The following is a 26,208-nucleotide window of genomic DNA, read 5'->3' on the forward strand; positions in this document are numbered from 1 at the left end:
ATTTTGGTATGGGAATGCTCAAAAATTTTACCATTCGCGCAGTGATGCTCACGATTCTGGGGCTGTTTTGCTTACTGTGGACCGGCGTCGGGCTGTATAGCATCCACTCTCTTGGCGCGCTCAGCGAAGGCAACGAGGTTGACCGTCATCTGGTTGAGCAAATGACGGTGCTGAGCAAAGGAAACGATCAATATTTTCGTGTTGTCACGCGCTTGTCCCGTGTGATGGAAAGCAAAGCGGCAGGTAAAACCCTGACCGACGAATCGTACGCGCCGGTGCAACAGGCGCTGGATGGTATGACCCAGCAACTGGCACGCTTCAAACAGCTCGCCCCCGGTCCGATGAACCCGGAAGTCGTGGATGGTGTGATTCAGAGCTGGCAGAAGCTGCTGGATGAAGGCGTAACGCCACAATTTCAGCTGGCGCGTCAGCCAACACCTGATGCTTATCGCCAGCAGGCGAACAACGTCACTCCGGCATTAAGCCGCGCGTTTGGCGTCAGCGCAGAGAAATTCAGTCAGGGTGCAGCTCAAAAGCTGGATACCACCCGCGTTGAAGTTGATCACCTCACCGCGACGACGAAAACAATAATTACCATCACGGTCATCATTGGTCTGTTTATTCTGCTGTTTACCGACCGCTATCTGGTAACGATGCTGGTTCGTCCGCTGGAAAGCATTCGCACCCATTTCGCCGTGATTGCCACGGGTGACCTCAGCCAGCCGGTCAATGAATTCGGTCGCAACTGTGTGGGTAAACTGGTTCCGCTGCTGAGCGCCATGCAGGATAGCCTGCGTGAAGCGGTTAGCGCCATTCGCAGCGGTACTGAGAATATCTCGCGTGGGGCGGCAGAAATTTCTGCAGGTAACAATGATCTCTCATCACGCACTGAAGAGCAGGCCGCTGCGCTGGAGCAGACTGCAGCCAGCATGGAGCAGTTGACTGCTACGGTGAAATTCAACGCTGATAACGCCCGTCAGGCCAGCCTGCTGGCTGAAACCGCCACCACGACGGCACAGCGAGGCGGCCAGCTGGTCAGCGAAGTGGTCAGCACCATGGATGGCATTTCAGGCAGTTCGAAGAAAATTGCTGAGATCACCAACGTGATTAACGGTATCGCTTTCCAGACCAATATTCTGGCGCTGAACGCCGCCGTTGAAGCGGCTCGTGCCGGTGAACAGGGTCGGGGTTTTGCTGTAGTGGCGTCTGAAGTACGTAACCTTGCCCAGCGCAGTGCCAATGCGGCCAAAGAGATCGCGACTCTGATTGAAGAGTCCGTTCAGCGTGTGGGTAAAGGCGCCGAGCTGGTGAGCACCACCGGCGGCACCATGAATAATATTCTGAAATCGGTACAGGATGTGGATGCGATTATGAAACAGATCGCCTCCGCCTCAGAAGAGCAGAGCAAAGGCATTTCTCAGGTGGGAACAGCAGTCACAGAAATGGACAGTGTCACGCAGCAAAACGCCTCACTGGTTGAAGAGGTTTCCGCCGCCGCAAGCGCGCTGGCGCTGCAGACAGAAGCGCTGCAGGCCTCTGTGTCGAAGTTCCGTCTTTCCAGTGAACGCCAGAGCGCACCTGTCACCGGCAATAAACCGGCTGCGCCAAAAGCCCCGGTGCTAAGTGCGCCTCAGGCCAAACCTGCTGATAATGGCGACTGGGTCACCTTCTGATCCCGGCTAAGCCACGCCACCAGTTCCGCCAGGAACGGTGGCGCATCCTGCGCAGGCCGTTGCAGTAGACTGTAAACGGCGCCCGTTTTAACCTCGCCAGCGAACGGCTTAATCAGCCTGCCGCTGGCGATATCACTCTCCACCAGATTGCTGTCGGCAATCGCCACGCCAAATCCCTGAATCGCTGCACTGATCGCTAAATCCATCGTGGCAAAATGCTGGTTTCGCTTCATGCTGAGTGTGACCTGCTGCACTTTCAGCCAGCACTGCCAGTCACGGGTGTCTGCGGTGGGATGCAAAAAGGTCATTGCAGTCAGCGCCGCCGGAGAGTCCGGGCAGGGCTGATTCGCTGCCATTACCGGTGTCAGTGACTCACAGAACAGGCAGACGCCTTCGGGATGCGGCTTGCCATAGACAATCGCGGCATCAAAATTTTCAAGCTGCGTAGCATGATCCAGCGTTGTCGTCAGGGCCACATGCAGTTCAGGGCGCTGTTGTTCCAGCGCCATCAGCCTGGGGACCAGCCAGCGCATCGCACAGGTCGGCGCTTTCAGGCGAATGCTGACCTGACTGCGGCGGACCTTTTCGCTGGCCTTAAGCATCAGTTCAAAACCCTGCTGCAATTCGGGTAGCAGCGCGGCGCCCTGTGGCGTGAGCCGCAGGCCGCGCGCGTGGCGATCAAACAGTGTGACACCCAGCCACTGCTCCAGTGCGGCGATCTTGCGACTGACGGCACCCTGAGTCAGACACAGCTCACGGGCTGCATGGGTCAGATTGAGATGACGGGCGGTCACCAGAAAGGCGTGAATGGCATTAAGCGGCAGCGATAAGCGTGACACAGTGAACCTCAGCTATGCATTTTTGTCATGGCTATTATGACGACATTTCGCTTGCCGACTCAAGTGGCAGCCCGTTGAATAGCGTTTTACCGCATCTGATCGGTTATCCCCCTGACGGAGAGACTATGTCCCTGAAAACGCCTGTCGCTATCCACTCAAAATTGCCGGACGTCGGCACCACTATTTTCAGCGTGATTGGCCAGCTCTCGGCGCAGCATCAGGCGATCAACCTGTCGCAGGGTGCGCCCAACTTCCCCTGCGATCCGGCGCTGGTCGACTCTGTCAGTCGCGCGATGCTGGAGGGACATAATCAGTATGCCGCCATGATGGGCCTGCCGGCCTTACGCGAGGCGCTCGCCAGTAAAGTGGAGGCGCTTTATGGCCAGAAATATGATCCTGCCCGTGAAGTGCTGATCACCGGCAGCGCCAGCCAGGGGCTTTATATGGCGATTACCGCGCTGGTGCATCAGGGCGATGAGGTGATCTTCTTTGAACCGGCATTTGACAGCTATGCTCCGGTGGTACGGTTGCAGGGCGGTACGCCGATAGGCCTGAAGTTGCAGGTGCCGTCATTTGCCATCGACTGGGATGCGCTGCGGGCGGCGATCACACCGCGCACCCGCATGATCATCATTAATACGCCACATAACCCCAGCGCGCAGGTACTGACGCCTGATGACCTTAATCAGCTGGCGGCATTGATTCGCAATACCGATATCGTGGTGCTCTCCGATGAAGTCTATGAGCATATTGTGTTTGATGGTCACTCTCACTGTGGCATGGCAACGTACCCGGAACTGGCGGCGCGCAGCGTCATCGTCTCCTCGTTTGGTAAAACCTTCCACGTCACCGGCTGGCGGGTGGGCTACTGCCTGGCGCCAGCAGCGCTGATGACCGAACTGGTGAAAGTGCATCAGTTCATGATGTACGCCGCCGACACGCCGATGCAGGTGGGATTCGCACACTACCTGCAGCGGCCGGAGAACTACCTGTCGCTCAGTGCCTTCTATGAGCAGAAGCGCGATCGCCTGATCACCCTGATGCAAAATTCGCCGTTCCAGCTGCTGCCGAGTGCCGGTTCGTTCTTTATGCTCGCCAGCTATGGACATTTCAGTGACGAGCCGGACAGTGAAATGGTAAAACGTCTCATCGTCGATCACGGTGTGGCCACCATACCGCTGTCGGCGTTTTATATGGATGGCACAGACAACAAACTGATTCGTCTCTCATTTGCGAAAGACGAGGCGACACTAGAGGCTGGCGCAGCGGCGCTATCTGCTTTTTCTCACTGAATCACGCCACCGCGTGAGGCAGCACCGGGAACAGGTAACCAGGACTTTTCGGGGTAAATAATGAAGAAACTGAACGCGCTTTTTCTTGCTCTGGGCATGATGACATCAGTACAGGCACTGGCACAGGATTTACGTTACGGCGTAGAATCACAATATCCGCCATTTGAAAGCCGCAATGCCAAAGGGGAGCTGGAAGGCTTTGATATTGAGCTGGGCAACGCTATCTGTAAGGCCGGCAATTTCAGCTGCCACTGGGTCGAGAGCAGCTTTGATGCGCTGATCCCGGCGCTGCAGGCGAAAAAATTTGATGCCATCAACTCGGCGATGAATATCACCGAAGCGCGCGCCAAAAGCATCGCGTTTACGCAGCCGATCTACCGTATTCCGACCATGCTTGTGGCGAAAAACGGTGAAAATCTGGCACCGACCGCCGACAGTCTCAAAGGTAAAAACATCGGCGTGTTGCAGGGCTCTATTCAGGAAACCTATGCGAAGAAGCACTGGGAGACGCAGGGCGTAACGGTCACGTCGTATCAGGATCAGAACCAGGTTTACAACGATATGGTCGCGGGCCGCCTTGATGGCACGCTGGTGATGTCTGCTGCCGGTCAGTCCGGTTTCCTTGATAAGCCCCAGGGTAAAGGCTTTGGCTTTGTCGGCAAGCCGGTCGAAGATGACGCGATTCTTGGCTCGGGCATCGGCTACGGCCTGCGCAAAGATGACGCCCAGCTGAAGCAGTCTCTTGATGCGGCGATCGCCAAAGTGCAGGGCGATGGCACCATCAAAAAGCTGGCTGAAAAATACTTCCCGGGCATTGATGTGAGCGCGAAGCCATAAACAGAATCGGGCGCACTCTGCGCCCGATTCTCTCCGATTGATTATGTCAGCCTTCATTTTTATCAAACAGTTCTTAGATTTAAGCCTTTGCAAAGTTATTCCATTCATCCCCATAGATAATGTTTCCGTCCGTATATTTCCAGGTAATAGCCTGATATCGCAATTCCAGTGTTTCCAGGTGCGTGCTGCTTAGTCCGTTAGGGGCAAGATAGGGAGAAACGGTAGTGAGCTTTATCCCTTCCAGCATAATATTGAAATATTCAACCTCGCTGCCTGACTCCACAATTCTGTACATTTTTGTTGTGCCATTTTTAAGTATTCGTCCTTCACAGATTGCGCGATAAAGAACGGACGTTGTCTGGTCGAACTCTTTGACGATAGTAATCGGGCTGTGAAAACGCGTACAGGTTAGTTTTCCCCAGGCGGGATCAACAGGAATGGTGATGTGGTGCGCGAACGACTTTAACTCTATTGAACCGAGTCGGAGTGGCATCTGGCAGCTCCCCACGATGGGTGAACCGTTTTCATCGTCAAGCCATAGATGAGCGGGTACAGACATAGTTTTATTTCCTTATTGAGGTTTCTGACATTATCTGATGTTTAGCATTGCTATTTGAATGTTCGTGGAAAAACTATTATTACAATTAAGACAAAGACTGCAATGGGCCATAAAGGACCTTCTGGAAAAATCTGCACGAAGATGACTGCGAAAGTAAGAATAAGAAATGGGGGGGCATAAACCTCAATCATTGATTTGAATATTATTTTAAAAATCCGGTATATAATATTTTTAATCATTTGGCTATCGAATCATAGTCGTGATTATTTTTGAAATTTCATTATCGGATGGGGACGTGTTTTTGAGGGCTCCCGAGTTAACAAATAACGGGTCAATCAGGAAATACATCATTTCAAGTTCTTTTTCATAGAGTGCTGCATAATATGCCGGTAAAGTGTAATTTAACCGGTTGGCGCAATCTGCTGCTTTCTGAATGACTCCATAAATTCCAGCAATTGTATGTGCACTGCCAGCCCTTCGCCAATTAGCGCGCTCATATCAAGGTTCACTTTCATGCCGACTGCAACTGCTGACGTAACGGCGGAAGAAAAACCGTGTTGGGTGAGATGACTGGCGCAATATGTACATTTACCGCCATGAGAGACTTCTTTATTTGCTCCAGTTGATTATTTGTTTTATATCTGAATAGTTCATTGAAATATATCTTGAGCATGTCATTTATAACATTGCCATGCCTTCTAAGTTGAATCACTCCCTTTGCAAATCTTACGTCCTCGACTTTTTGCTTCTGACAAATCTCCTGATATTTTTCTGTGAAGCACGAGGTGTAATAAAGCGCACGTTGCACGCCTGAACCTATGTGTTCAATCTGATGTGATAATGCATCACTAACCCCATTAAAGGCCCGATCTAACTTTTTTGCTGAAATTTCGTTCGCCTGTAAATAATTAATTATTTCATCAGTGTGTTGCATAACTGAACCCCTTAAATTATCCCCGCATTTAAATGTTCATTGAAGATAAAGAGCATTAAGATGTATGTAAATCCGCTTAAGTGCTCATTAATGCGCGCGATCAAAATAAACCGGATAAAAGGAGGGTGCTTTTGGGAGGTGAAGTTATAATAGTGACGGAATAACGCAGGTTCTGGCCTTAATAAAACGCGCGTTTAATGTGGAAAATTCGCTGATTAGGTTTCACTGGCTGTATCAAAATCAGGGCTGAACTTCCCATTTCAGCCCTGTACATATAAGCATTAATAAAACTGTTAACCCGCCGCCAGATAACAGAGTTTTTCCGCCACCTGATAGGATTTCACAAAGGACGTAATCGGCAGAAACTCGAAGCGTGAGTGGAAGTTGTGTGCGCCGGTAAAGAAGTTCGGCGTCAGCAACCCTTTGGCTGACAGCGCAGCCCCATCCGTGCCGCCACGCATCGGAATGACTTTTGGCTCAATTTCCAGCGCGGCAAACGCACTGAAGATCAAATCAATCGCCCGACGATCCTCACCCAGTGCATTGCTGATATTGCTGTAAATATCGCTGATCGTGATGCTCACGTCGCCGGTGGGATAACGTGCTGCGAGTTTTTCCGCTGCCTGCTGCAACTGCTGCTTGCGTGCGGCGAAGCTGGTGAGGTCAAAATCACGAATGGAGGCCTTTAGCGTGGCTTTGCTGGCGTTGGCCTGAATCTCATTAAACCAGATATAGCCTTCGCGACCTTCGGTGTGCTCCGGCGTCTGCTGACGATCAAACAGGCTGATATAGTCATGTGCCATCAGCAGCGGATTGACCAGCACGCCTTTGCCCGACATCGGGTGTGCGGGCACACCGGTAAACACAATCTCTGCAGCAGCACCATTGAAGTTTTCATATACCACTTCACCCAGTTCGCAGCAGTCGATGGTCCAGGCAAAATCGACATTAAACCGCGATTCCAGATCGAGTGCTTTCGCCCCGCGCAGGCCAATCTCTTCGTCCGGCACAAAGGCCACCACGATATCGCCGTGGTCGCCTTTAAGATTGGCCATCAGCGTCATCACTACAGTAACCGCCGCTTTGTTGTCAGCGCCCAGCACGCTGGTCCCGTCGCTGAAAATCACCTGCTGACCCACATAGGGCGCGATCTCAGGATGTTCATCGCGGCGCAGCCAGATATCCTGCTCTGCATTCAGACAAAGATCTTCGCCCTGCCAGGTGAGGATTTGCGGATGAATATCAGGCGACAAACCGACATCAACGGTATCGATGTGTGTAATAAACCCGATGCGCGGTGCATCAGGACGGTTACCGCGTTTTACTGCCGTCACTGTGGCATGTTCATCAATCACCACCTCATCCAGACCCAAATCGCGCAGCTCATCCGCCAGCAGTTTTGCCATGGCGTGCTGACTCGGGGTGCTGGGCAAGGAGGTTGATTTGGCATCGCTCTGACTGCTGACGGCGAGGTAACGGAAAAAACGTTCGGTGAGTTGCGACTCAAGTTTGTCTGTCATCACTATTCCTTATTAGTCAGCCACTGGTGGGGTTCGCTATGGTGCCGAATCGTGCTATCAATGAAGCATCTGAATGATTCATTTAGATATTGTGATCACCGGAAGTCAATACAAAGCGAGGATGATAATGAAAATCAAGATAGCCACCTTAGCGCTTGTTACTGCTGGGATAGCGCTGGCTGGCAGCGTAAACGCCAAAACGCTGGTCTACTGTTCTGAGGGATCGCCAGAGAATTTTAACCCTCAGCTCTATACCTCCGGAACCAGTGTTGACGCCAGTGCCGTACCGGTCTTTAACCGGCTGGTGGATTTCACGCCCGGCACCACCAATCTGGTCCCGAGCCTGGCGGAAAGTTGGGAGATCAGCCCGGATGGCACCGTATACACCTTCCATCTTCGCAAAAATGTGAAGTTCCAGAGCAATAAACAGTTCAAATCCAGCCGCGACTTCAACGCCGATGATGTGATCTTCTCGTTTATGCGTCAGATGGACCCGAAAAATCCCTTCCACAATGTTTCTGGCGGCACATATTCCAACTTCGAAAGCCTGGAACTCTCCACGCTGATTAAACATATCGACCGGGTTGATGACCACACCGTGCGCTTCACGCTTGCTCATCCGGAAGCGCCATTCCTTGCCGATCTCGCCTGGTACTTCGCCTCAATCCACTCGGCGGAATATGCAGACGCGATGCTGAAAGCAGGGACGCCGGAGAAGGTCGATATGAACCCGATTGGCACCGGCCCCTTTGAACTGGTGCAGTATCAGAAAGATTCCCGCATCCTCTATAAAGCGTTTCCGGACTACTGGCAGGGCAAGGCGAAGCTCGATCGGCTGGTATTCAGCATTACGCCTGACGCCTCCGTGCGTTATGCCAAGCTGGAGAAGAACGAGTGTCAGGTAATGCCATTCCCGAACCCCGCCGATCTGGACAAAATGCGCGCCAATCCGGACATCATTCTGGAACAGAAGGCGGGTCTGAACACCGGCTTCCTGGCGTTTAATACCACTAAAGCGCCAACCGACAACGTCAAAGTGCGCCAGGCGCTGGCGATGGCGATCAACAAACCGGCGATCATTGAGGCGATATTCAAAGGCACCGGCACGGTCGCGAAGAATATCCTGCCGCCGGGCATCTGGAGCGCGGACAAAGATCTGAAGGATTACGACTACGATCCGGAGAAGGCCAAAGCGTTGCTGCAACAGGCTGGCGTCAAACCGGGTACCGAAATTGCGCTCTGGGCGATGCCGGTTCAGCGGCCTTACAACCCGAATGCGCGCCGCATGGCGGAGATGATTCAGTCTGACTGGGCCAAAGTCGGCATCAAAGCCAATATCGTCAGCTATGAGTGGGGCGAATACCTGAAGCGCGTCCGCAGTGGCGAGCATCAGGCGGCGCTGATGGGCTGGACGACAGCGACCGGCGATCCGGATAACTTCTTCGGCCCGCTGTACAGTTGTACCTCTGCGCAGGGCGGTTCTAACTCCTCAAAATGGTGCTACCAGCCGTTCGAGAAGTTAATCACCGAAGCCCGCGCCGAGCCGGATCAGGGCAAACGCACCGCGCTCTATCTGCAGGCGCAGCAGATAATGCATGACCAGATGCCTGCCGTGATGATTGCGCACTCCACCATCTTTGAGCCGGTACGCAAATCGGTCAGCGGTTATCAGGTCGATCCGTTTGGCAAGCATATCTTCTATCAGGTGGATATTAAGCAGTAACCCGTGGCAGTTAACGTCAATGGCCCACGCATCAGTGGGCCCCTTATCCCATCCTCACCTGCTGATCCATCTCCGTCAGCCGCTGCTGCAAAAACGCCAGAAATAGCGTCAAAGCCGCGTTGCGCTGACGGCCCGACACCGTCTGAAGCTGCAACGTGCGCTGACTCAACTGATCCACCCCCATCGACCGCAACACCAGATTTTGCGCATCGCGCTCAAACAACAGCGTAAAGGCGCTACAGATGGTTACCGCCTGCGGCGTATGCAGCAAAAAGTGATAAAGCGTAGCGAAATAGTCGCAGGTCAGCACCGGCTCCACCACGCAGTCGTTCATCTGACAGGAGAGATCAAACAGCTGCCGCACCGTGGTGTGATGACCGGGCAGTGCCAGCGGCCAGCGAGGCAGATCGCCCAGCGTCACCTCACGTGACGCCAGCGGATGTGAAGCATGCATCGCCAGCAACACCGGTGCAGGCCACGAACCCAGCACCTCAACGCTGCGCTCCGGCTGCAGACTAAACTGCAGCGCCACATCGCATTCTCCCGCCCGGACGCATGCGGCCACGCCCTGCGAGTGCGTCACGTTAATCGCAAACAGCGCGCCCGGGTTTGTCAGGCGAAACGCCGCCAGCAGGCCAGGCAGCAGACTAAACGCCATACCATCTGTGCAGGCGATGCGGATCAAACTGCGGCGTATCGCTTTCAATCCCTTAATCTCTGCCAGCGCATACGCCATATCAAGCTGACTCTTACGCACGTGATGCGCAAAAATCTCACCTGCTTCATTCAGCACCATGCCGCGCGCATGACGCTCAAACAGCGGCACCCCGACCTGTGCCTCCAGCCGCTGAATCTGACGACTGATCGCCGACACCGCAACAAAAAGTTGTTCACTGGCGGCGCTCAACGAGCCGCTCTCAACAACCGCGAGGAAATAGCGGATCTCGCTGCTTATCATCTCCACTCCGTCAAAACGCATCATAAAAGGGCAGTCAGGCATTGCTTTAAAAGCAACGCTCACTCGATAAATTGATAATTGTGGCAAGGAGAGAAGTTTGTCAAAGATAAAGCACGATAAAAAAAACAGGCAGGGCAAACATGACAGAGCAACAGGCCGTTGATCAGGCGATGAACTATTTCGATAGCGGTGAGTTTCAGCAACTGCTGGCACGGCGTGTCGCCTGTGTGACCGAAAGCCAGCAGGCCAGCAGAGGGGCGGAGCTGGACCACTATTTACAACAGGAAATTGGCCCGCAACTGACGAAGATGGGATTTACGTTACATCCATTTGAAAATCCCCAGCCAGGCAGCCCGCCGTTTCTGATTGCCACCCGCATTGAAGATCCGCTGAAACCGACGCTGCTTTGCTATGGCCATGGTGATGTGGTATTCGGCGACGATGAAAACTGGCGCGAAGGCTTATCGCCGTGGCAACTCACAGCTGAAGGCGATCGCCTGTATGGACGTGGCAGTGCGGACAACAAAGGTCAGCACTGCATCAACCTCGCGGCGCTGGAACAGGTGTGGCAGACGCGCGGTGGAAAGCTGGGCTTTAACTGCAAAATCCTGTTTGAAATGGGCGAAGAGATCAGTTCGCCGGGACTGGCGGCGATCTGCCAGCAGCAGCAGGCGCTGTTAAAAGCCGATCTCTTTATCGCCTCTGATGGCCCACGGCTCAACGCAGTGCGACCAACGCTGTTTTTGGGTTCGCGTGGTGCGGCGAACTTTCGTCTGACCATTCGGGCGCGTGACAACGCCTATCACTCCGGCAACTGGGGCGGACTGCTCAGTAATCCCGGTACGCAACTGGCCAATGCGATCGCCTGCCTGGTGAGTGCGCAGGGCGTATTGCAGGTCGCTGCGCTAAAACCGGACTCGTTGACCAGGGCCGTGCGTGCAATCCTGAGTGATATTGACGTCGGCGGTATGCCGGGCGATCCGGCGCTTGCAGAAGGCTGGGGTGAGCCAGGTCTGACGTCTGCAGAGCGCCTTTATGGCTGGAACACGCTGGAAGTGCTGGCCTTTGAAACCGGCAATCCGGCGCGCCCCATGAACGCGATTCCGGGCAGCGCCACGGCGGTGTGTCAGCTGCGATTTGTGGTCGGCACTGACTGGGAAAACCTGGTGCAGCATGTCGAAAGTCACCTGCGTCAGCACGGCTTCGATAACGTCAGCGTGGAGTTTCTGCGCGGCTCACCGGCGACGCGGCTCGATCCTCAGGATCCGCTGGTGGCCTGGGCACTGGACACGCTGGCGCGTAGCAGCGGTAAAAAACCTGCGCTGTTACCCAATCTTGGCGGTTCACTGCCCAATGAAGTCTTCGCCGATATCCTGGGTCTGCCAACGTTGTGGGTGCCGCACTCCTATCCCGCCTGCGGCCAGCATGGCGTTAACGAACACATGCTCAATTCCATTGCACGTGAAGGCCTGGCGATTATGACGAGACTCTTCTGGCAACTGGGCGAAGAGGGCGAACAGTTGATGACGCGCCACCATCAGTGGCGGAGAGGTGAACAATGAGCAGCATCGCGCAGACGACCTCGCAGGTGAAACCGAGCCTGCACAAAACACTGTTCGCCACCTGCATTGGTAACGCGCTGGAGTGGTTCGACATCGCGGTGTATGGCTTTTTCGCCAGCTACATCGCGCACGTTTTCTTTCCGGTCAGCGATCCGTCAGTGTCGCTGTTGCTGACCTTTGGCAGCTTCGGTATCTCCTTTCTGATCCGTCCGCTGGGCGCCATTGTGCTGGGCAACTATGCCGACCGCCATGGGCGCAAAAAGGCGCTGCTGTTGTCGATTAACCTGATGATGCTGGGCGGGGCGATCATTACGTTTATGCCGGGCTACGCCACTATCGGTCTGGCCGCACCGCTATTGATCATTCTGGCGCGTCTGATTCAGGGTTTCTCTGCCGGGGGCGAATTTGGCAGTTCCACTGCCTTTCTGGTGGAGCACTTTCCCGAACGTAAAGCCTTTATCGCCAGCTGGCAGTTTGCCACTCAGGGGGCCAGCACACTGATGGCATCCGCATTCGGGCTGGGGCTGACGCACTGGCTAAGCGAAAGTGATATTCAGGCGTGGGGCTGGCGCATTCCGTTTGCCTTCGGCCTGCTGATTGGCCCGCTGGGTATCTACATTCGCCGTCATGTGCAGGAACCTGCCAGCTTTACCTCGCAGGAGAAGGAATCCGCGCCGCTGAAGACGCTGTTCGGGCGACAGAAAGCGCTGATCACCCTGGCGATAGGCGTGATGGTGATTTCCACTGCAGTAAACTACATGCTCAACTACATACCGACTTACGCCACCAAAACCCTGCATCTGCCGGGATCGGTTGCCTTCACCGCCACACTGATTGCGGGCATTATCCTGACGGTCGTGACGCCCATCATGGGATTGTGGGCAGAGCGGATTGGCCGGTTGCCGCTGATGTGGGGATCGCTGCTGCTATTGATGGCTACCATCTATCCTGCGTTTAAATGGATGGTCGATCACACCACGCCCACTACGTTAATCCTGCTGGTGGCCTGGATGGCGCTGCTGAAGTCGGTCTATTTCTCGACGGTGCCGTCGGTGATGGCCGATCTCTTTCCGGCGACCACCCGCGCCAGCGGTATGGCGATCAGTTACAACGTGGCGGTGACAGTATTTGGCGGGTTTGCGCCGCTGATTTGCAGCATGCTGATTGCTGCCACGGGCAGCAGTCTGGCGCCAGGTTATTATCTGATGGCGGTGGCAGTGCTAAGTGGCATCGCGCTGCTGCGCTGCAGTAAGCGGGTGGCATAGCAAAATGGGCCGGTTAGCTGGCCCATTTTGTGACTGACAACGTCAGGAACGGGAGGCGGTAAGATCGAGCCTGCGTTTAACTGAACTGCAGGTAAGCAACATGGGTCTGCAGATACTCCTCCAGGCCATGTTTCCCATCGGCACCGCCGATACCCGACCTGCGCCATCCGGCATGAAAGCCCTGCATCGCCTCAAAGTTCTCACGATTAACATAGGTCTCGCCGAACTTCAGCTTTCGCAACGCGGTCATGGTGGTATTGATATTCCGGGTATAAATCGAAGAAGTCAGCCCATACTCGCAGTCGTTAGCCAAAGCGATCGCCTCATCCAGCGTTTTGAACTTCATCACCGGCAGCACCGGGCCAAAAATTTCCTCCTGCATAATCGCCATCTCCTGACGCACATCGGTAAGCAGCGTCGGTTCAAAGAAGAAGCCCTTATCGCCGGCGCGCTTGCCGCCCAGCACCACTCTGGCGCCGGCGGCGACGGCGTCTGCTACTTTCTGCTCAACCCGATCCCTTGCCGCGCCCGTAATCAGTGGCCCCATGTCGATATCACTGCGTTCGGCGGGATCGCCAAACGTAACCTGTTGAAACGCCGTGGTCAGCGCGCTGATAAAGCGCGCGTAGATGCCTTCCTGCACATAGACCCGCTCTGCGCAGTTACAGACCTGACCGCTGTTGATCATCCGCGAACTGACAATTGCCTGAACCGCCAGATCGAGATCGGCGTCATCCATCACGATAGCCGGGGCTTTGCCGCCCAGTTCCAGCGACACTTTGGTAACATTTTTAGCAGCGGCTTCCATGGTAGCGATACCTGCGCCGACGCTACCGGTCAGGCTCACCAGCCCGACTTTGGGGTTTGCCGCCAGCTCCTGTCCCACTTCCGGACCCAGACCGTAGACAATGTTAATCACGCCCGCTGGCAGACCCAGCGTGTGAATAATGTCGGCAAAAATGGCCGCATTGTCTGGCGTCAGCTCACTGGGTTTAATCACGATGGTGTTGCCAGTAATCAGGGCAGGCGCCGCTTTGCGGGCAATCAGGAAGAAGGGGAAGTTCCACGGTAAAATCCCGGTGGTAACGCCAATCGCTTTTTTGAACAAAAAGATGTTTTCATTGGGTCGGTCGCTGTTGATGATCTCTCCTTCGTAACGTCGCGCCCACTCCGCCATGTAATCAAGGTAGTCGGCGGTGAACAGCACTTCGGTCTTCGCCAGTCCCTGGGTTTTTCCACCCTCGGCCACAATCGTTGCCGTCAGTTCAGGCTCCCGATCGCGGATGGCGCTCGCGATTTTGTGCAGCCAGGTGCCACGCTCCACTGCAGGCAGAGCCTCCCACGCTGGCTGAGCGGCTTCTGCGGCGTTGATGGCACGGCTGGCATCCTGACGAGTGCCTTCGGGAATACGTGACAGCAGCGCCTCAGTGGCCGGGTTGTTCACCTCAATCCATGCGTCACCGTGATGGGCGACGAACTCGCCATTAATGTAATGTTGATGATGTGTTGTCATTCGCTTTGCTCTCCGCTATCGATATGTTGCAGTGATGTAATCGCAGAGTGAAACAGATCGTTAAGCGTGACCTTTAGCTGAGTGCCAGGTGCCGTAATCGGCTGGCAGCCAATCACAGGTATCGGTGAGTTCTGAGGCAAAAACGTCAATCTGTTGTAGATTTAAAGAAGTGAAGTCGTGAAAAGGGGTTAAATAATGGCAAGCGGATGGGCTGCAGAAGGCGCAGTACAGGAACAGATTGATAGCACCGTGAACGACGGTATTGAGCGGGTAAGGCAGTCAATCGGGCAGGGCGAAAGCGCCACAGAATGCGAGCTCTGCGGCGAGCCGATTCCTGAAGCACGTCGTCAGGCACTTAAAGGCGTGCACTATTGCGTGGCGTGTCAGGAAAAAATCGACAAACAGCAGCAGAGCACCAGCCTGTATAATCGTCGGGGCAGTAAGGATAGTCAGCTGCGCTAACCCTCAGGAGCCTGGCATCGCCAGGCCGCTGCCAATAAACCATGCCAGAAACCCTACACCCGCCACAATGATGGCGATCGGAAACAAAATTCCAATTCTCATATTCAACCTGCTGCAAACAGCGTTTTCAGGGGCCACGATCTTATCATGAGATCTGGAGAACGGCGCGATGGGTTTTCAGCAGGGTAAAGAGCTGAAACTGCGTTGCATCACTCTCTTCGCGCAACACTTCCCCTTTTTTATAGACAATATGATGCACATGGCCGAGCTGACGCCAGACTACAATCGCTGAGGCGATGAGAGCGCAATGCTGTTCTGACTGCAGACACTCGATGGTGGCATAGTGCGTTTCATCCAGGCCATTCACAAACACCTTTATCGCATCTGCGGGTAATATTGCCCTGATGTCATCCAGCATCACCCGGCTGACTGACTGCGAAAGAAACAGTGTTAACCATTTTGATGTCATCCCAATCCCTGATCCGATCAATTTTCCCCAGTTTATACAATCCTGGCTGGGTTTATAAAAGGCTTCTTTGCAGACTTGCCACTCCATCAGCCTTTATGGCAGCCATAACAGAATTGTGCTGCGCTACACAGCAGAACAGTAAAAAACAGTGAATAATAAGTAAGTTACCTTTGCGCTGGTCCAGTTTTATAACAACTGTGAAATTGTGATCCCTGACAGGAATAACGGTCAGAAATTGCCACGCTGCTGCGGTTTCCGGCATTTATCCAAAGGCTGAGGAATTCCTGCAAAACGTAGACTGCCTGCTGAGCGGAAGCAGACAGGTTTCCGACAGGCCTCAACCAAACCGGGGAATAACAATGAACAGTGCCATTATTGCGGGTATCTTCTGGCATTTTGTCGGCGCAGCCAGCGCGGCGTGTTTCTATGCGCCGTTTAAACAGGTGAAAAGATGGTCATGGGAAACCATGTGGTCAATTGGCGGCCTGATGTCGTGGCTAATCCTGCCCTGGACGGTGAGTGCCATTTTGCTGCCGGACGTTATGGCCTATTACAGCAGTTTTACGCTGTCGCAACTCACGCCGGTATTTCTGTTTGGCGCGATGTGGGGAATAGGCAATATCAACTATGGTCTGACCATGCGCTATCTCGGGATGTCGATGGGTATTGGTATCGCGATTGGCATCACCCTGGTGGTTGGTACGCTGATGACGCCGCTGTTGCAAGGGCGCTTTGGTGAGCTGTTCGCCTCGTCGGGTGGCCGGTTAACGCTACTGGGTGTCATGGTGGCGCTGATTGGTGTGGGGATTGTGACACGCGCCGGGTTGTTAAAGGAGCGCGCGCTGGGGATCAACGCGGAGGAATTCAATCTCAAAAAGGGACTGGTGCTGGCGGTGATGTGCGGCATTTTCTCGGCAGGCATGTCGTTTGCGATGGATGCGGCGAAACCGATGCATCAGGCTGCCGCTAATCTCGGCATCGATCCGCTTTATGTGGCCTTACCCAGTTACGTGGTCATCATGGGCGGCGGGGCGTTGATCAATCTGGGCTTCTGTTTCTGGCGGCTGGCCACCCGGCCGGAGCTGTCAGTGCGTAAAGACTTTTCCGTCGGGAAGTCACTGCTGATTGCGAATACCGCGTTTGCCGTGCTTGGCGGCACCATGTGGTATCTGCAGTTCTTCTTCTACGCCTGGGGACATGCGCGAATCCCGGCACAGTATGACTATGTCAGCTGGATGCTGCACATGAGTCTTTATGTCTTATGTGGGGGGCTGGTTGGGCTGCTGCTGAAAGAGTGGAAGTCAGCGGGACGTCGCCCGGTGAGCGTATTGTCGCTCGGCTGTGTGGTGATTATCATTGCCGCCAATATAGTCGGTCTGGGCATGGCGGCCTGATTGCTCACTCCGTCGGAGTTAAGTTACAGCAACCTATTAGCAGAACGTGCAGGAGACGGGGTCAGAAGAGGAAAGCGTCCCGCCGCCCTGGACAAAAACGCCGGGAGCTTTTTTGAACAACGCAACGCGTTGGCCCGGCCACGGGCGCACCTCATCCATGAGGTGCGTAATCGCGCGGACCGGGCATGTCACGGATCACGGCTCTAGCGTCTTTCCAGTCTGATCCTGTTCCCTGTAAAAACACTGTTTCACAACAATGCAGGGCTGCTTTTGTCTGTAACCTGAAAGGGCCTGCTATGCAGGCCCTTTTTAGTCAGACTCGGCACTCTTCAGTGCCTGCCGGGGCGCGATAAATCGCTGGCGCCAGGCGCTGGGCGCTAACCCGGTATCACGGGTGAAGACGACAGAAAAATAGTTACTGTCATCAAAACCGCAGCGGGCGGCGACCTCACTAATCAGACAATCCTGGGTGCGCAGCAGATATTTTGCCTGACAGAGCTGAAGCTGACGCAGGTAATGACCGATGGTCATGCCGGTCTGCTGACGGAAAAGCTGCCTCAGCGCCCGTTCGCTGAGTCGATTCTGCTGGCAAAACGCCGCCAGATCGAAGGGGCGGGCAATCGCACCCTGTAAAGCCGACATCAGCAGATCCAGCTGTTCACCCTCCGGTAACGCCCATGGACGGTCAGCGGCGTAGCCGTGGCGACGCAGAATCAGCGCCAGCTGTAAAAACAGCGCCTCTGAGAGCTGCACGGACAGCGGATCGCTTTTGCGGCTTTCTCGTTCCAGCTGGCTGATCACGCCCCGTGCCAGCGCCATCCCTCGCGTGGTCAGCCGCCAGCCGCCCGGTTCATCCGCGCCCTGTTGCGGCAGCAACTGGTTCCAGTCAAGGGCAAGACCAAAGCGATCGCGGCAATAGAGGATGTTATCCAGCACCAAATCATTGACGCTGTCGTAGCTGTGGCAATCACTGTCGCGGATGTAAAAAACGTCGCCGCAGGTTATAAGCCAGGGACGATCGTTGAGGATATGCAGGCCGTTGCCGCGCCAGACAATCACGATTTCGCTGAACGTGTGTCGGTGCGGCGGGAAAGAGGGTTGTGGCATCCTTTCAGCCACCGCCACCGGCAAAGTAGTGGCGGGAAAATAGTCATCCCGACTGAGTATCAACGCCATGTTCGCCTCCATTACAGCATTTGCTGACGCTCCGTTCGCGGTGCGCAGCCAAATTCGCGCCTGAACAGCGTTGAGAAATGGTTGCTGTCACCAAATCCACACTGGAAGGCAATATCAGTAATGCGCATATCACTGTGACGCAGCAGATGACGGGCCTGTAATAGCCGCAGACGGTTAAGATAGCGCTGCGGCGTGCTGCCGGTCTGCTGCTTCATTTGCCGATGCAGCGTACGCAGCGACAGTGAGAAGCGATCGGCCAGCTCATCCCAGACAATCTCGTCACTGTAGTGATCACCCAGCCAGTCAAGCAGGCGATGCAACCGTGCCTCCAGATCCTGACTCTGTCCGTCAATGCATGCTTCTCGCAACAGCACCAGCAGCTGTAAAAAAAGCTGCTCCTGTCGTGCCTGCTTCTCCAGCGACCAGCTCTCATCGGGCTGCATTTGCGATGCCACACACAGCGCCTGCGTCATCACTTTGTGATTGATGCGCCAGTGAGAGCGATATTGCCCATCCTGATCGCGGGGCAGTAAGGCCTGTAGCCCGGAGAGAAAGCGAAACGCGCCGGGACTGCGATAGAGCACGTTGGTCAGGCAAAGATTATCTGTCTGCTCATAGAGATGACGATCGTGATCCCGAACAAAGCAGACGCACCCCGCGCAAAGCGTTTGTGGCTGACCATTGAATACATGAATGCCGGCGCCTTGTTCAACCAGCACAATCTCATGGAAGTCATGATGATGTTCCGGAAAGGCTGCCTGCGGGTGTCGGGGTTCTATTGCTATGGCGTAATCACCTTCGGGGAAGAAATCCGCACTGTGTAAAATGGTCATGATCTTCTCTCGCTACTTTACAAAACCGTAACGCAGTCTAATCAGCCCGCCAACACCTTACCTTGAATTTTCATCCTGACTCAGCAGGAATCACGCTGATTTTTCAAGATATCCTCAGCAGTTAATCATTTTGCGGCAGGGGTCACATCCTCCTCACTGCCGCCTCTGTGATCTCTCTCACGAAGTTCTTTGCCAGTCTGCCAGGGCCTGTCCGCCGCTGGCACTCCGGGGAAGGTGTGAAACCCCTAAGATTTTTACGCTGTGACGACGCAATCACAGGAAACCGCCGCTATGACCAGGAGAAGTTTTGTTGCTATCGATCTCGGCGCCTCCAGTGGACGGGTTATGCTCGCCAGCTGGGAGGCAGCGCAGCGCAAGCTGATGCTGCGTGAGGTCCGGCGCTTTAACAATACGCGTCAACATCGTGCCGGTTATGACTGCTGGGATCTGATGCTGCTGGAGCAGGAGATCCGCGCCGGGCTGGCTCAGTTAGATGAAGAAGGCATTGTGCCGGACAGTCTCGGCATCGACACCTGGGGCGTTGATATGGTGCTGCTGGACGCACAGGGCCAGCCGGTGGGTGAGGCGGTCAGCTACCGCGATGCGCGCACTCACGGTGTGATGGAGCAGGCGCATCAGGAACTGGGCCGCAGTGCTATCTATGCCCGCACCGGCATTCAGTTTCTGCCATTTAACACGCTCTATCAGATGCGCGCCCTGCATCTGCAACAGCCCGACTGGCAGGCCCGCGTAGTACATGCACTGATGATTCCCGATTACCTGCATTTTCGTCTGACCGGCAACCTTAACTGGGAATACACCAACGCCACTACCACGCAGATGCTCAATATTCACAGCGGCGAGTGGGATCGTGATTTGCTCGCCTGGGCGGGGGTGGATGCGCAGTGGTTCGGACAGCCGCAGGCACCGGGCAATACCGTCGGCCACTGGATTAACCGCGCAGGCATACCGGTTCCGGTCATCGCGGTCGCCACGCACGACACGGCCAGCGCAGTGCTGGCAACGCCGCTGATGCAGGATGACGCCGCCTATCTGAGCTCCGGGACCTGGTCGCTGATGGGCTTTGAAAGTCTGCAGCCCTATGCCAGCGACGCCGCGCTGCGCGCCAATATCACCAATGAGGGGGGCGCAGAGGGTTATCGCGTACTTAAAAACATTATGGGCTTGTGGCTGTTGCAGCGCATCTGTGCCGAACTGCAGATTGACGATCTTAACGCGCTGATTGAAGAAACAGCCCGCCAGCCCGCCTGTGTCTCACTGATCAATCCCAACGATGCCCGCTTTATTAATCCCGACAGCATGGTAAGCGAAATTCAGAATGCCTGTGCAGAGCAGGACATGCCGGTGCCGCAATTTGCCGCTGCGCTGGCGCGCTGCATTTTTGACAGCCTGGCACTCCTCTATCGCGACGTGATTCACGAACTTGCACAACTACGTGGCAAATCTTTCAGCCAGCTGCACGTAGTGGGTGGTGGCAGTCAGAATCGTTTTCTGAACCAGCTTTGCGCCGATGCCTGCCAGATTCCGGTGCTGGCCGGTCCGGTTGAGGCCTCCACGCTGGGCAATATTGGGTGCCAGCTGATTGCGCTGGGCGAGCTGAGGGATGTGGCGGATTTTCGCTGCAGCGTTATTAACAACTTTCCGCTCGAAAAATTCGAACCGCAAACTCACAGCGTCTTGAGTGCCAGTCAGGCACGCTTCGCGACGCTGACTCAACCCGCTAAGGAAACCATTTATGACTAAGCAGATTGAACAGGCTTTTGAACTGGCTAAACACCGCTACGCCGACATGGGGGTTGATGTTGAACAGGCTATTCGTCAGCTGGACCGCATCCCGGTTTCGATGCACTGCTGGCAGGGGGATGACGTCCGGGGATTTGAAAACCCACAGGGCCCATTGACCGGCGGTATTCAGGCGACGGGTAACTATCCAGGGCGAGCACGTAACGCCGATGAACTCCGCAGAGATATCGACAAAGCGATGTCCCTGATTCCCGGTGCAAAACGCCTGAATCTGCACGCCATCTATCTGGAAAGCGACAAACCCGTGACGCGCGATGCGATTGAACCTGCCCATTTTGCCCATTGGGTTGACTGGGCGAAAGAGCACAATTTAGGGCTGGATTTTAATCCCAGCTGCTTCTCTCATCCGATGAGCGCAGACGGTTTTACGCTGTCGCACAGTGATAAAACCGTGCGTCAGTTCTGGATCGATCACTGCAAAGCGAGTCGCCGTATTTCCGCCTATTTTGGTGAGCAACTGGGCTCGCCATCAGTGATGAATATCTGGGTGCCAGACGGCATGAAAGATATCACCGTGGATCGACTGGCTCCGCGTCAGCGTCTGATGAGCGCACTGGATGAGGTCATCTCAGAAAAACTCAACCCGCAGCACCATATCGATGCGGTAGAGAGCAAATTGTTTGGCATTGGCGCAGAGAGCTATACGGTAGGTTCCAGTGAGTTTTGTCTCGGCTACGCTGCCAGCCGCCAGACGGCGTTGTGCCTGGATGCAGGCCATTTCCATCCCACCGAAGTGATCTCCGACAAAATTTCTGCCGCGATGCTCTATGTGCCGCGTCTGCTGCTGCATGTCAGCCGTCCGGTGCGCTGGGACAGCGACCATGTGGTGCTGCTGGACGATGAAACTCAGGCGATCGCGAATGAGATCGTTCGTCACCAGTTGTTCGATAAAGTCCATATCGGGCTCGATTTCTTTGACGCCTCTATCAACCGCATTGCCGCCTGGGTTATCGGCACACGCAACACGAAAAAAGCGCTGCTGCGTGCCTTGCTGGAGCCCACCGACCGTTTGCGGCAGGCCGAAAACAGCGGTGATTACACCGCACGGTTGACCCTGCTGGAAGAGCAAAAATCGCTGCCGTGGCAGGCAGTATGGGAAGCGTGGTGCCTGCGCCATGATGTCCCGGCTGATGCCAGCTGGTTAGGTGATGTCCGTCACTATGAACAACAGATCTTGAGCCAACGTTAAGGATTTCATGATGCAAAACATTCTTTCTTCCGGGTTTGTTAAGGGAATGGTCAAAGCGACCAGTGATATGTGGCTGAAGGGCTGGGACGAACGCAACGGCGGCAACGTCAGCCTGCGTCTGCTGGAGGAGGAGGTCAAACCCTTCGTCCACGACTTCTGTAAAGCACCTCGCTGCATTGAGCTGACTCAACCGGCACCTTCGCTGGCAAACGACTGGTTTCTGGTGACCGGGTCTGGAAAATTCATGCGCAACGTTCAGCTTGATCCGGCGGATTGCCTGGCGCTGCTGCAGGTCGATGACAAAGGGCTCTCCTATACCATTCACTGGGGCCTGTCGAATGGCGGATTGCCGACCTCCGAGCTGGCGTCACACTTCCAGTCTCACGCGGTGCGTAAAGCGGTCAGCAAGGGCGCAGATCGGGTGATCATGCACTGTCACGCCACCAACTTTATGGCGTTGAGCTATGTGGTGGAGATGGATTCTGCCCGCTTTACCCGCCTGTTATGGGAAGGCAGCACTGAATGTCTGGTGGTCTTCCCGGATGGCGTGGGTGTGCTGCCATGGATGGTGCCCGGCACCGATGAAATCGGCGCGGCGACGGCCGGGCAGATGCAGTCGCACACGTTGGTAATGTGGCCGTTCCACGGCGTCTTTGGTACAGGCCCGACGCTCGATGAGACTTTTGGTCTGATAGACACAGCGGAGAAATCGTCCGAAGTGATCGTCAAAGTGCTGTCTATGGGCGGGATTCGCCAGAGCATTACCACAGAACAGCTGGTCGCATTGGGTGAGCGCTTCGGGGTGAAGCCGTGGCAACCCGCGCTGGATGTGGGGCCTGCTAATGCTGCGTAAAGCTTTTGTGATGCAGGTGAATGCCGACGCTCATGCAGAGTATGAGCGCCGCCACTCCCCGATCTGGCCGGAACTGGCTGAGACGCTGAAAGCGCATGGCGCACACAACTATGCTATCTGGCTGGACGCCGAACGGCATCTGCTCTTCGCCAGCGTTGAGATTGAATCTGAGGAGCGCTGGCACGCGGTGGCAAAGACGGAGGTGTGCCAGCGCTGGTGGGCATCAATGAAAGATTTAATGCCGTCGAATGCCGATAACAGCCCAATCAGTCAGCCGTTGAAACCGGTGTTCTTTCTGGAGTAGTGGAGGGAAAGGGCGGCATCGCCGCCCTGATGATCTACCGTTTAGTCTGACACAGGCCGGTCAGCGTTGGCCACATCGCCATCAACGTATCAATAATACTATCAAGATCGTCGCGCTCAGCGCCTTCACGCGCCCGCACCGACATGCCCTGCAGCATACAACCCAGATAACGGGACAGCGCCGGAACATTGACTGACGCGCTCAGTTCGTTACGCTGCTGACGCGCCAGCAGAAAATCGCTTAATACATGCTCCTGCGACTGATGCTGCTGTTGCAGCATAGTGGCAATCTCCTTCGACGCCGCTGACAGGGCGGTTGAGGTGCAGATAAAGAAGCAGCCGCCGGGAGAGTCACGCTCAGTAAAGCAGGCGGCGGTGGCACGGAAATAGGCTTCAATTGCGCGATCTACGGGTAACGTATCGTCGCCTAACACCGCTTCTCGCCAGGCACTGAACTTCTCTATATAGCGATCCATCGCCGCACGGAACAACCCTTCTTTATTCACAAACTCTGCGTAAAGGGTCGGTGCTTTTGCACCGGTTGCGGCGACAAGATCGGACAGGGACGTTCCCTCATAACCGTGTGTCCAGAACAGAGTGAGTGCTTTATCAAGCGCAGCGTCACGATCAAACACTTTAGGTCGGCCACGGCATTTCTTTACATCACAATCCTGAACCTGGCTCATACATCCTCACTGACAGTAAAACATCCTATTAAATTACCGATCATTATAAAAATGTGCAAGGTCCGCTATGCATGCCCTCGGCCAGGGTTGCCATTTTGTGCGCCAGCGCAGTGTTATCGCCCCTATGGTTAAGTCAGAAAAGGGGCTGAAGCCCATAATCACGCCACTTCGCGATTAAAATAACGCTCATTAAATAAATATTGACGGCGAGCCCCGGCGGGGTCTATTATTTGTTTAACGGTCGTTAATTAAATAGCGACAACCTAATTCAGACCAACCAAATTCAACTACCGAATAGAGAGAAGATGATGAAAACCATTAAAACCACCCTGGCAGCACTGGCACTTACCACTCTGACTTTTGGCGCATATGCCGCTGACCTCGTCACCAGCGAACCGTCTAATCAGCAGCCAGTCGGCACCATCTCTGTACAGGGCGGCACTAACCTGACCTCCCTTGAATCACAGTTGAGTGCTAAAGCGGATGAAGCGGGTGCGAAATCGTTCCGTATCACCTCAACCAGCGGCCAGAACAAACTGCACGGCACGGCAGTGATTTATCAGTAAATCGGGTGTCGACAGAATCAGTGAGAGGGGATTTGTTATGAAACGTATTAGCTTGATGGTGACAGCGGCTTTGCTAAGCAGCATCTCATTTGCCAGTGTCGCGGCTCAGCAGGTCAGCAGTACACCGCCTGATGCGCAAAAAATCGGTGTCATCAGCGCGACGGGCAGTACTAATCTGACCTCGCTGGAGCAGCAACTGTCAGAAAAGGCCAGCGATGTCGGGGCAAAGTCTTTCCGCATCACTTCGACCTCTGGCAACAACAACCTGCATGGCACAGCCATTCTTTATAAGTAAAAGCACGATAAATATTCATAAACAGGCTTCAGATAAACCCACTTATCTGAAGCCTTTTTTATGCGCCCGTCACAGCCTTATCCGTTGCTCCGCAACTGGGGATAACGACGGAAGATGTAAATACACCAGAGTAACGCCACCAGCCCGATCATCCCGCCGACGTTCCCGACTTCCGCCATGCTCAGATGCAGACTGACCTGATTCCCCAGCAGCGCACCTGCGCCAATCCCGATATTATAAATCCCTGACATGAGCGACATTGCCACATCCGTGGCATCGGGTGCCAGTGACAGCACCCGCACCTGCATACCCAGTCCAATCATCATCATTGCCATGCCCCAGACAACGCACAGTGTTGAAATAGCGGCAGGTCGGACGGCAGCAAAAATCAGCAGCCCCATACAAAGGGTTATCAGTGCGATGGCGGCAATAAGCAGTCCTGAAGGGAATTTATTGCCGAGGGTACTGAACAGCACGCTGCCCACAATACCCGCTGAACCAAACAGCAACAGCAGCAGGGTCGTAAAATTGCCGCTGGAGTGCGCCACATTCTGCATAAACGGCTCGATATAGCTGTAAGCGGTGTAATGCGCGGTCACCACCAGCGTCACCAGCAGATACATGCTGACCAGCGCGGGACGGCGAAACAGCATCGGCACACTGCTCAGCGAGCCGGTATGCTCACTCGGCAGGCGCGGCAGGATCCGCACCAGCATAATCATCAGCACCAGCGCCGAGAGGCCAATCGCGCCGAAGGTGGTACGCCAGCCAAGATACTGACCGACCACACGCCCAATCGGCACGCCCAGGACCATTGCCAGCGCAGTACCGGTCGCCAGCATACTCAGAGCCTGTGTTTTCTTGCCGGCGGGTGCAACGCGAATCGCCAGTGAGGCTGTAATCGACCAGAACACCGCGTGAGACAGGGCGATGCCCACACGTGACACCATCAGCGAGCGGAAATCCCAGGCGACGGTTGAAAGTATATGGCTGACGATGAAAATCAGGAATAGCACGCCCAGCAGCAGGCGTCGCTCGATATTACGGGTTAGCAGCATCAGCGGCAGTGAGAGCAGCGCGACGACCCAGGCATAGATAGTCAGCATGATCCCGACATCAGCCGTCGGCATTGAAAAGTCAGCGGCAATATCGGACAGCAGGCCAACCGGGACAAATTCGGTGGTATTGAAGACAAACGCAGCAATAGCCAGCAATACCACGCGTAGCCAGGCAGTCTTACGTGAAACAGTTGTTGATTGCATGAGGAGTCAAGCCAGTCAGAATAGCGAATGTGGATGTGGCAGACACACCCAGTGAAAGTGACCTGCGTCACAAAATTAACCGCTATTGTAGTCAATAAACCGGGAAGAGAAACCTGATAACGCGCTTTTAATACTGAATTTTTTTTATCGCCCTGGCACCGGGCGATAGCCAGAGGTTATTACCCGCGACAACGCAAGGAGATCCTGTGCAGCAGCATAAT

The 26,208-nt window shown here is 54.8% G+C and carries 26 protein-coding genes; 14 read left to right on the forward strand and 12 right to left on the reverse strand.

The window, feature by feature from the left end; all coding sequences use genetic code 11:
• Window positions 1-8 precede the first annotated feature (8 nt).
• Window positions 9-1,673 (forward strand): methyl-accepting chemotaxis protein, encoded by a 1,665-nt coding sequence (locus IAI47_RS09610; RefSeq protein WP_008925235.1) that lies wholly within the window; start codon window positions 9-11, stop codon window positions 1,671-1,673.
• Here the strand turns inward: IAI47_RS09610 and IAI47_RS09615 are convergent.
• Window positions 1,631-2,512 (reverse strand): LysR family transcriptional regulator, encoded by an 882-nt coding sequence (locus tag IAI47_RS09615; RefSeq protein WP_008925234.1) that lies wholly within the window; start codon window positions 2,510-2,512, stop codon window positions 1,631-1,633. The two genes, IAI47_RS09610 and IAI47_RS09615, sit on opposite strands and share 43 nt — an antisense overlap.
• Window positions 2,513-2,637: 125 nt before the next feature.
• Between IAI47_RS09615 and IAI47_RS09620 the strand changes: the two genes are divergently transcribed.
• Together IAI47_RS09620 and IAI47_RS09625 are read left to right on the forward strand one after the other, a co-directional pair.
• A complete protein-coding gene (locus tag IAI47_RS09620) occupies window positions 2,638-3,804 on the forward strand; it encodes a methionine aminotransferase (protein WP_008925233.1) in 1,167 nt (388 codons plus the stop codon).
• A gap of 60 nt (window positions 3,805-3,864) precedes the next feature.
• Window positions 3,865-4,641, forward strand: coding sequence for a transporter substrate-binding domain-containing protein (locus IAI47_RS09625; protein ID WP_003853710.1), 777 nt, complete (start codon window positions 3,865-3,867; stop codon window positions 4,639-4,641).
• Window positions 4,642-4,720: 79 nt separating this feature from the next.
• On the opposite strand, the gene IAI47_RS09630 is transcribed toward IAI47_RS09625, so the two are convergent.
• From IAI47_RS09630 to pepT, 3 genes are all read right to left on the reverse strand, one after another.
• Window positions 4,721-5,200, reverse strand: a complete 480-nt coding sequence (locus IAI47_RS09630) for a type VI secretion system tube protein TssD (RefSeq protein ID WP_008925232.1) — start codon at window positions 5,198-5,200, stop codon at window positions 4,721-4,723.
• A 511-nt stretch (window positions 5,201-5,711) separates the two neighbouring features.
• Entirely contained in the window at window positions 5,712-6,134 is a 423-nt protein-coding gene (locus IAI47_RS22185; protein WP_370581672.1) for a hypothetical protein, read from the reverse strand.
• Between the two features lie 293 nt (window positions 6,135-6,427).
• Entirely contained in the window at window positions 6,428-7,654 is a 1,227-nt protein-coding gene (pepT, locus tag IAI47_RS09640) for a peptidase T (RefSeq protein ID WP_003853706.1), read from the reverse strand.
• Window positions 7,655-7,781: 127 nt separating this feature from the next.
• Between pepT and IAI47_RS09645 the strand changes: the two genes are divergently transcribed.
• The gene (locus IAI47_RS09645; protein ID WP_187961122.1) at window positions 7,782-9,377 is read left to right on the forward strand and encodes an ABC transporter substrate-binding protein; all 1,596 of its coding nucleotides are present in this window, start codon (window positions 7,782-7,784) and stop codon (window positions 9,375-9,377) included.
• Between the two features lie 43 nt (window positions 9,378-9,420).
• Here IAI47_RS09645 and IAI47_RS09650 read toward each other — a convergent pair whose 3' ends face one another.
• The gene (locus IAI47_RS09650; RefSeq protein WP_008925229.1) at window positions 9,421-10,335 is read right to left on the reverse strand and encodes a LysR family transcriptional regulator; all 915 of its coding nucleotides are present in this window, start codon (window positions 10,333-10,335) and stop codon (window positions 9,421-9,423) included.
• A gap of 140 nt (window positions 10,336-10,475) precedes the next feature.
• Here IAI47_RS09650 and IAI47_RS09655 point away from each other — a divergent pair, with 140 nt between their 5' ends.
• Together IAI47_RS09655 and IAI47_RS09660 are read left to right on the forward strand one after the other, a co-directional pair.
• A complete protein-coding gene (locus IAI47_RS09655; protein WP_008925228.1) occupies window positions 10,476-11,897 on the forward strand; it encodes a M20 family metallopeptidase in 1,422 nt (473 codons plus the stop codon).
• Window positions 11,894-13,162, forward strand: coding sequence for an MFS transporter (locus IAI47_RS09660; RefSeq protein ID WP_008925227.1), 1,269 nt, complete (start codon window positions 11,894-11,896; stop codon window positions 13,160-13,162). The genes IAI47_RS09655 and IAI47_RS09660 overlap by 4 nt, the downstream gene beginning before the upstream one ends.
• Window positions 13,163-13,238: 76 nt before the next feature.
• Here the strand turns inward: IAI47_RS09660 and aldA are convergent, their stop codons facing one another.
• On the reverse strand, window positions 13,239-14,675 hold the full coding sequence (aldA, locus tag IAI47_RS09665) for an aldehyde dehydrogenase (protein ID WP_008925226.1): 1,437 nt from the start codon (window positions 14,673-14,675) through the stop codon (window positions 13,239-13,241).
• 195 nt (window positions 14,676-14,870) lie between these two features.
• Here aldA and IAI47_RS09670 point away from each other — a divergent pair, with 195 nt between their 5' ends.
• Entirely contained in the window at window positions 14,871-15,137 is a 267-nt protein-coding gene (locus IAI47_RS09670) for a DksA/TraR family C4-type zinc finger protein (protein WP_003853696.1), read from the forward strand.
• Window positions 15,138-15,140: 3 nt separating this feature from the next.
• On the opposite strand, the gene IAI47_RS09675 is transcribed toward IAI47_RS09670, so the two are convergent.
• Both IAI47_RS09675 and IAI47_RS09680 read right to left on the reverse strand, forming a co-directional pair.
• Window positions 15,141-15,239 (reverse strand): YoaK family small membrane protein, encoded by a 99-nt coding sequence (locus IAI47_RS09675; RefSeq protein WP_008925225.1) that lies wholly within the window; start codon window positions 15,237-15,239, stop codon window positions 15,141-15,143.
• A gap of 43 nt (window positions 15,240-15,282) precedes the next feature.
• The gene (locus tag IAI47_RS09680) at window positions 15,283-15,606 is read right to left on the reverse strand and encodes a hypothetical protein (RefSeq protein ID WP_003853693.1); all 324 of its coding nucleotides are present in this window, start codon (window positions 15,604-15,606) and stop codon (window positions 15,283-15,285) included.
• Window positions 15,607-15,965: 359 nt separating this feature from the next.
• Between IAI47_RS09680 and rhaT the strand changes: the two genes are divergently transcribed.
• Window positions 15,966-17,000 (forward strand): L-rhamnose/proton symporter RhaT, encoded by a 1,035-nt coding sequence (gene rhaT, locus IAI47_RS09685; protein ID WP_003853691.1) that lies wholly within the window; start codon window positions 15,966-15,968, stop codon window positions 16,998-17,000.
• A 309-nt stretch (window positions 17,001-17,309) separates the two neighbouring features.
• On the opposite strand, the gene rhaR is transcribed toward rhaT, so the two are convergent.
• Window positions 17,310-18,176, reverse strand: a complete 867-nt coding sequence (gene rhaR, locus IAI47_RS09690) for an HTH-type transcriptional activator RhaR (protein ID WP_008925224.1) — start codon at window positions 18,174-18,176, stop codon at window positions 17,310-17,312.
• A gap of 11 nt (window positions 18,177-18,187) precedes the next feature.
• A complete protein-coding gene (gene rhaS / locus IAI47_RS09695) occupies window positions 18,188-19,009 on the reverse strand; it encodes an HTH-type transcriptional activator RhaS (RefSeq protein ID WP_003853688.1) in 822 nt (273 codons plus the stop codon).
• Window positions 19,010-19,300: 291 nt separating this feature from the next.
• Between rhaS and rhaB the strand changes: the two genes are divergently transcribed.
• From rhaB to rhaM, 4 genes are read left to right on the forward strand one after another with little or no spacing between them, the layout of a single operon-like run.
• Window positions 19,301-20,773 carry a rhamnulokinase gene (gene rhaB, locus IAI47_RS09700; RefSeq protein ID WP_003853687.1) on the forward strand — a complete coding sequence of 491 codons (1,473 nt, stop codon included), beginning with the start codon at window positions 19,301-19,303 and terminating at the stop codon, window positions 20,771-20,773.
• Window positions 20,766-22,022: an L-rhamnose isomerase gene (locus IAI47_RS09705; RefSeq protein WP_003853686.1), complete on the forward strand. Its 1,257-nt coding sequence runs from the start codon at window positions 20,766-20,768 to the stop codon at window positions 22,020-22,022. The genes rhaB and IAI47_RS09705 overlap by 8 nt, the downstream gene beginning before the upstream one ends.
• Window positions 22,023-22,032: 10 nt before the next feature.
• Complete coding sequence (gene rhaD, locus IAI47_RS09710; protein WP_008925223.1) at window positions 22,033-22,875, forward strand: rhamnulose-1-phosphate aldolase; 843 nt, start codon at window positions 22,033-22,035, stop codon at window positions 22,873-22,875.
• Window positions 22,865-23,179 (forward strand): L-rhamnose mutarotase, encoded by a 315-nt coding sequence (gene rhaM / locus IAI47_RS09715; protein WP_003853684.1) that lies wholly within the window; start codon window positions 22,865-22,867, stop codon window positions 23,177-23,179. Before rhaD ends, rhaM begins: the two co-directional genes overlap by 11 nt.
• Before the next feature lie 34 nt (window positions 23,180-23,213).
• Here rhaM and IAI47_RS09720 read toward each other — a convergent pair whose 3' ends face one another.
• Window positions 23,214-23,864, reverse strand: a complete 651-nt coding sequence (locus IAI47_RS09720; RefSeq protein WP_003853682.1) for a TetR/AcrR family transcriptional regulator — start codon at window positions 23,862-23,864, stop codon at window positions 23,214-23,216.
• A gap of 308 nt (window positions 23,865-24,172) precedes the next feature.
• Between IAI47_RS09720 and IAI47_RS09725 the strand changes: the two genes are divergently transcribed.
• Complete coding sequence (locus IAI47_RS09725; RefSeq protein ID WP_003853680.1) at window positions 24,173-24,430, forward strand: DUF1471 domain-containing protein; 258 nt, start codon at window positions 24,173-24,175, stop codon at window positions 24,428-24,430.
• Between the two features lie 37 nt (window positions 24,431-24,467).
• A complete protein-coding gene (locus tag IAI47_RS09730; protein ID WP_003853679.1) occupies window positions 24,468-24,725 on the forward strand; it encodes a DUF1471 domain-containing protein in 258 nt (85 codons plus the stop codon).
• A 77-nt stretch (window positions 24,726-24,802) separates the two neighbouring features.
• Here the strand turns inward: IAI47_RS09730 and IAI47_RS09735 are convergent, their stop codons facing one another.
• Entirely contained in the window at window positions 24,803-25,987 is a 1,185-nt protein-coding gene (locus IAI47_RS09735) for a sugar transporter (RefSeq protein WP_003853676.1), read from the reverse strand.
• Between the last annotated feature and the right edge of the window lie 221 nt (window positions 25,988-26,208).

The sequence above is a fragment of the Pantoea sp. MT58 genome (assembly GCF_014495885.1).
In the GTDB taxonomy this organism is placed as follows: domain Bacteria; phylum Pseudomonadota; class Gammaproteobacteria; order Enterobacterales; family Enterobacteriaceae; genus Pantoea; species Pantoea eucalypti.